Raw genomic sequence first — 6,258 nt, 5'->3', positions numbered from 1 at the left:
CCCGCCGATCCGGAACGTCCCGGCCAGCCCCGCCATCCCCGCCGTCATCCGCGCCTCAGCCCTCGAACGGGGCCTGCGGCAGCCCGCGGCCCGCGTCCGGCAGCACCAGCACCGACCCCGCCAGCGGATGCGCGTCCGCCAGCGACGAGGAGGTGATGTACAGGTCGGCCAGCTCCGGGCCGCCGAACGCGCAGGACGTGGGGCGGCGTACGGGCACCTCCACCGTGCGGTCCAGGGTGCCGTCTGGGGCGTACCGGCGGACGGCGGCGCCGTCCCACAGCGCGACCCACACGTATCCCTCGGCGTCCACGCACAGCCCGTCCGGCGAGCCCGGGGTGTCCTCGACGGCGGCGAACAGGCGCCGGCCGGTGACCTCGGTGCCGTCGGTGTCGAAGACGTCGATCCGGCCCGTGGGGGTGTCGGCGTAGTACATCAGCCGGCCGTCCGGACTCCAGCCGGTGCCGTTGCTGACGGTGACGTCGTCCAGGACGACCGTCCGCGTGCCGTCGCCGGCGACGCGGGCCAGGGCGCCGCCGCCGGGGGCGGAGTCGTAGCGCATGGTGCCGGCCCACAGGGCGCCGTCGGGGGCGACCACCGCCTCGTTGCCGCGGCGGCCGGCGACGGGCTCGTGGACGAGCCAGCGGAACGCGCCGTCCGTGTCGTAGAGCCCGACGCCGTCGCGCAGGTTGACGACGTAACCGGCGCCGCCGGCGCGCGGCTTGGCGGACCCGACGTGCTGCTCGGTGGTCTGCACGGTGCGCCGGCCGGTGGCCGGGTCGTACGCGTGGATGCGGGCGCCCAGGATGTCGACCCAGACCAGCCGCCCGGCCGCGGGGTCCCACGTGGGCCCCTCGCCCAGCTCGGCGCGCGTGCGTACGGCCACGTCCAGCTTCGTCATCTGGCTCCTCCCCGGGTGTGCCCCGGCTCTCGTCTGCGGGTACGTCCCCGGCTGCCGTCTCGTGGTGCGCCCCGGCCCACCGCGCCCACGCATCCCGGGGTCACGGGGTCACCGGCTCCCCGCGCCCCGGTGGCCCAGGCGCTCGGACAGCCTGCCCGCGCCCTTCGCGGCCAGCTCCGCCAGCTCGTCCCTGCGCTCCCCGCTCCACCGGATCATCGGCACCGAGATGCTGAGCGCGGCGACCACCCGGCCCGAGGAGTCGTGCACCGGCGCCGCCACGCAGCTCACGTCCGGGTTGGACTCGCGCTCCTCGACGGCGATGCCGCGCTCGCGCACCCCGGCGAGGTGGCGGCGCAGTTCGCGTACGGAGGTGTGGCTGCGGTCCGTCATGGCGACCAGGGGCCGGCTGTCCGGGAGCCGCGCGTCGAGGGCCTGCTCGGACAGCGAGGCGAGGAGCATCTTGCCGACGGCGGTGCAGTGCGCGGGGAGGCGTCGGCCGGTGGCGGAGACCATCCGTACCGCGCGGGTGCTGTCGACCTTCGCGATGTAGATGACGTCCGTGTCCTCCAGGATCGCGATGTGCACGGTCTCGTCGCAGGTCTCGGCGACCTCGCGGGCGACCTCGCGGCCCTCGGCGGCCAGGTCGAGCTGCTCGCCGAAGGTGCTGCCGAGCTGGTACGTGCGCACGCCCAGCCGGTAGCGCCCCGGCTGGCCGGGGACGGCGCCGAGGTAGGAGCGGGCGGCCAGGGTGGTGACCAGCTCGTGCACGGTGGTCCTGGGCAGGCCCAGCTTGCGGGTGATCTCGGGGGCGGAGAGCGTCGTGTCCCGGTCGAGGAACAGCTCTAGGATGTCGAGTGCGCGCGTCACGGCCGGTACGAGTCGCCCCATGCGCGCTCACCCACCCCTTGGAAGTCCGAAATCTCGACCAGTTATCGAAATGACGAACGCAGCGTAACGCCCGTCCCCACGGCGGGCAATGGGGGCCGGGTTCAGAGATCGACGTGCATGCAGTGCAGCCCGACCAGGCCCTCCGCCGGGTGGCGGAAGGCGCGGGGCTGGGTGCCGGTGATGCGGAAGCCGAGGGACTCGTAGAGCTTCACGGCGTGGACGTTGGTCTCGACGACCGCGTTGAACTCCATGGACAGGAAGCCGCGGGCGCGGGCCCAGCGCAGGGAGTCCTCGCACAGCGCGCGGCCGACGCCGCGCGCGTGCCGGTCCGGGTCGACCATGTAGCTCGCGCTGGCGACATGGTCGCCGTTGCCCTGCCGGTTGGCGTTCATCTTCGCCGAGCCCACGATCAGGCCCTCGTCGTCGATGGCGACGGTCGTACGGTCCGGGGGCGGCGGCATCCACACCTCGCGGCCCTGCTCGGCGCTCATGTCCAGCGCGTAGGGATAGGTCTCGCCGGCGGCGACGATCCGGTGGAAGAAGGGCCAGACGGCGGGCCAGTCGTCGGCGGTGGCGTCCCTGATGAGCATGGGCCCAGCATGCCGGGGCGGCGCGGGCGGCGCCACCGGTTTGTCCGGCGGGCGGCTGCCCGCGGTGGGTAGAATGGCGATCCACTCGAATATCCGTACAAAAGGTGCGAAAGTAGCGGCATGAGCGACCGGGGAGGCACGGCGGCGCCGGTCCCGGCGGCCGGGGACTGGCCCGCGCCCGCGGCTCTCAGCATGGAGCTGAACCACATGGGCAGCTTCGACTGGGACCTCGAAGGCGGCCAGATGCACCTGGACGAGGGGGCGCTGCGGGTCTTCGACCTGCGGCCGGAGGAGTACGGAGGCGACCCGCAGAAGCTCAACTCGCGCGTCACCAAGGAGGAGAGCGCCCGGCTCGACGCACTGGTCTCCCAGGCCATCGCCCAGGGCCGCCCCGGCTACAGCGCGTACCTGCGGGTGCAGTTGCGCGACGGCACGTCCCGTATGACGCACACCCAGGGCACCATCATCCGCGACGGCGACGGCCGGGCGAACCGCGTCATCGGCATGGTCCGCGACGCCACGCTGGAGCTGAACTACTCCGCGCAGCAGTTCGCGCTGGACCAGGAGCGGCGCCGGCAGACCGGCGTCGTGCAGCAGACCACGGCGGCGCTGGCGAACGCCACCACCGTGCACGACGTGATCGGCGTGCTCGGCGGCGCGGAGGGGCTGGCCCGCCTCGGCGCGGCGAACATGGTCCTGGGGCTGGTGGACGCGGGGCGGATCCAGATCATCGCCATGGGCGAGGGCACGGAGACGACGCTCGCCGACTACACCCGGGTCGACGACCCCGGGCTGCCGCTGAGCGAGGTGGTGCGTACGGGCCGGCCGCGGCTGGTGCTCTCCCGGGCGGAGTTCGCCGCCGCGTACCCGCGGCTCTACCCGTACGCGGAGTCCCTGGACATCGACTCCGCCGCCTACCTGCCGCTGATCGCCGAAGGGCGCGTCATCGGGGCGCTCGGGCTGTCCTACCGCGGCAAGAGGGCCTTCTCGCCGGAGGAGCGCAACCTGCTGGTCGCGCTGAGCAGCGGCGTCGGGCAGAGCCTCCAGCGCGCCAAGCTGCACGACCGCGAACACGGCCTCGCCGAGGACCTCCAGCAGGCCATGCTGCCCCGCAGCATTCCCGAGGTGCCGGGCGCCGAGGTCGCCGTGCGCTACCGGGCGGCGCACGAGGGGCAGGGCATCGGCGGCGACTGGTACGACGTGATCGCGCTGTCCGGCGGCCGGGTCGGCGTCGTCATCGGCGACGTCCAGGGCCACGACACGCAGGCCGCCGCGGTGATGGGGCAACTGCGCATCGTGCTGCGGGCGTACGCGGGCGAGGGGCACGCCCCGGCCACCGTGATGGCCCGGGCCTCGGAGTTCCTGCACGAGCTGGACACCGAGCGCTTCGCCACCTGCACGTACGCGGAGATCGACCTGACGACGGGCGCGCTGCAACTGGTCCGCGCCGGGCACATCGACCCGCTCGTACGGCACGCCGACGGCGGCTGCCGCGCGCTGTCCGTACCGGGCGGGCTGCCGCTCGGGCTCTCCGCGACGTTCGGCCCGCTGGACTACCCGGTGACGACCCTGTCCCTCGACCCCGGCGACGCGCTGCTGATGTGCACGGACGGCCTGGTGGAGGTCCCCGGCGCCGACCTGGGCGACGGCATGGCGCAGCTCGCGGAGCTGGTGCGCACCGGGCCGCTCGACATCGCCGAGCTGTCGGACCGGCTCTGCGACGTGGTGGACGAGCGGCACATCCAGGACGACATGGCGCTGGTGATGGTGCGCCGCACCGCGGGCGACACCGCGCAGCCCGGCAGCCGGCTGCGCCAGTTCATCCCGGCCTCCGACCCCGAGGCGCTCTCCGCCGCCCGGCACATGATCCGCAGCGCGGTGCGCTCCTGGGGCGCGGGCGAGCGCACGGACGAGATCGAGCTGGTCGCCGACGAGCTGATCACCAACGCGCTGCTGCACACCGACGGGCCTGCGGTGGTGACGATCCGGCCGCTCAGTACTCCGGAGCCCCGGCTGCGCGTCGAGGTGGAGGACCGCTCCAGCGCACTGCCCCACCGCCGCGAACCGGGCGAAGCGGGCGTATCGGGCCGCGGGCTGCTGCTCGTGGACATGCTGGCGGACACGTGGGGCGTGGAGTCGCGCGGCAACGACAAGTGCGTGTGGGCCGAGTTCGGCTGAAAGCGCCCGTGCGCCACCGGCGCACGGCACCGGCGCGTATCGCCCGCGCGGCGCCGCGTCGCGCCACCGGACGGTGACTACTTGTCACCTGGTCGACAAATTTTCGCCATCGATACGACACCGTGTCCTCGGCGTGTCGCGACCCCGGAACCACGGGCCGCCCACGCGTGGCAAAGCCCCCGCCGCGGCCTCCGCGACGGGGACTATTACCAGGTCAGCGACCGTCGAAGCTGATGAGCGGGACGTTGGGCTGCTCCGGCGTGGCGTTCAGCGCAGCCACCAGGCCGAGGGCTGCGCCCACGGCGAGAGCGGCGGCGGCGACGCTGGTCACCACGGCGGCTACCAGTCGGTTCTGCATGGACGCTGAGTGTGGGAGCAGCATTGACACCCTGTCAAGCACAGCCTTACGTTACCGACCCGTAGAACTTGCACCGCGGTGACAAAACCAGCGTCCCAAACCAGCCCCTGCCGGGAGTGCAGCATGAGCCGCCGTAAAGCGTCACCCCTGTCCCTCATCCTGCTGGGGTTGGGCGTCTTCCTGCTCGTGCTCGCCCCCATGCTCGCGTTCTACGTCGAACCGCGGGCCAAGCTCAATCCCGTCGACATCGAATCGACGACCCGCTACGAGGGGACCGGGACGTTCTACGACACCGACGCGCAGAAGGAACGCGACAACCAGGAGCTGACCATCGTCCGGCGGGTGCTGGGCGACGTGGCCGCGAGCGACGACGACACCGCCGTCTGGGACGCCGTCACCGCCATCGACACCCCGCTGACGCGGAAGATCGACGACCCGCGGCGCGCGTTCCAGTTCACCACCGAGCGGTGGGTGATGGACCGCGAGACCAACGCCCCGGAGCACTGCTGCGGCGAGGACACCGGCGTCGACGGCAACCGGTTCGGCGGCGACGCGTACCTGAAGTTCCCCTTCGACGTCGAGAAGCGCACCTACCGCTGGTGGGACAGCACCGCCCAGGACACCGTGGCGCTTGAGTACGCCGGCGAGAAGCGGATCCAGGGCTACACCGGGCTCGCCTTCACCGGCGAGATCGAGCCCGTCAAGACCGGCACCCGGCAGGTGCCGGGGGTCATGGTCGGACTGCCCGACAGGGACCAGGTGTTCGCCGACGAGTGGTACGCCAACGAGAAGATCGAGCTGGTCGCCGACGAGCGCACCGGCCGCATCATCTACGCCTCCATCGCGCCGAAGAAGACGCTGCGCCAGCCCGGCGGCGGCACCGACGAGGTCACGCTGCTGCAGAGCGACGGCATCGCGTTCACCGAGGAGACCCAGAAGGAGCAGGTCGACCTCGCCGACGAGGACAGCAGCAGGCTGCAGCTGGTCGGCGAGACCCTGCCGGTCGTCGCCCTCGTGGCCGGATTCATACTCGCCGGTGCCGGAGCCGTGCTATTGGCCCGCGGCGGCCGGCGGGACGACCCGGACCGCGACCGGGAGCCGGACGGCGTGCCGCCCCAGCCGGTCGCGGCCTGATGCCCCCCTTTCCCCACCCCCCGCGACGGGGACGCCGGTCCCCCCGGCCGGCGTCCCCGTCGCCCCCCTCCACCCGACCGCCATGCCGCACCCCACGAACGGCCCTGAACCACCCGCCCGCACCCTGAGACGAGTTGGAGCGCCGATGCCCCAGCACGTACCCTTCCGTACGCCGAATAACCCTCCCTCGTACGTTCTAACCAGCGGACCCC

Annotated in this window: 6 protein-coding genes; 2 read left to right on the top strand and 4 right to left on the bottom strand. The window is 72.9% G+C overall.

Annotated elements, in window-relative coordinates; all coding sequences use genetic code 11:
- Positions 1-55: 55 nt before the first annotated feature.
- The 3 genes from H5J30_RS14065 to H5J30_RS14055 form a co-directional block, all read right to left on the bottom strand.
- A complete protein-coding gene (locus H5J30_RS14065; RefSeq protein WP_181787775.1) occupies positions 56-898 on the bottom strand; it encodes an SMP-30/gluconolactonase/LRE family protein in 843 nt (280 codons plus the stop codon).
- Positions 899-1,006: 108 nt separating this feature from the next.
- The gene (locus H5J30_RS14060) at positions 1,007-1,786 is read right to left on the bottom strand and encodes an IclR family transcriptional regulator (protein ID WP_181787774.1); all 780 of its coding nucleotides are present in this window, start codon (positions 1,784-1,786) and stop codon (positions 1,007-1,009) included.
- 101 nt (positions 1,787-1,887) lie between these two features.
- A complete protein-coding gene (locus H5J30_RS14055; protein WP_181787773.1) occupies positions 1,888-2,376 on the bottom strand; it encodes a GNAT family N-acetyltransferase in 489 nt (162 codons plus the stop codon).
- Positions 2,377-2,496: 120 nt separating this feature from the next.
- On the opposite strand from H5J30_RS14055, the gene H5J30_RS14050 reads away from it, so the two are divergent.
- Positions 2,497-4,554 (top strand): SpoIIE family protein phosphatase, encoded by a 2,058-nt coding sequence (locus H5J30_RS14050; RefSeq protein WP_181787772.1) that lies wholly within the window; start codon positions 2,497-2,499, stop codon positions 4,552-4,554.
- A gap of 214 nt (positions 4,555-4,768) precedes the next feature.
- Here H5J30_RS14050 and H5J30_RS14045 read toward each other — a convergent pair whose 3' ends face one another.
- Positions 4,769-4,912, bottom strand: a complete 144-nt coding sequence (locus H5J30_RS14045; protein ID WP_018840808.1) for a hypothetical protein — start codon at positions 4,910-4,912, stop codon at positions 4,769-4,771.
- 123 nt (positions 4,913-5,035) lie between these two features.
- Here H5J30_RS14045 and pgfA point away from each other — a divergent pair, with 123 nt between their 5' ends.
- A complete protein-coding gene (pgfA, locus tag H5J30_RS14040; RefSeq protein ID WP_181787771.1) occupies positions 5,036-6,046 on the top strand; it encodes a cell envelope lipid trafficking protein PgfA in 1,011 nt (336 codons plus the stop codon).
- Positions 6,047-6,258: the final 212 nt, after the last annotated feature.

It is taken from the genome of Streptomyces phytophilus (genome assembly GCF_013870535.1).
Classification (GTDB): Bacteria; Actinomycetota; Actinomycetes; order Streptomycetales; family Streptomycetaceae; genus Streptomyces; species Streptomyces phytophilus.
Note: the sequence above shows the minus strand (reverse complement) of the source record. Positions and strands in the feature narration are given on the sequence as shown.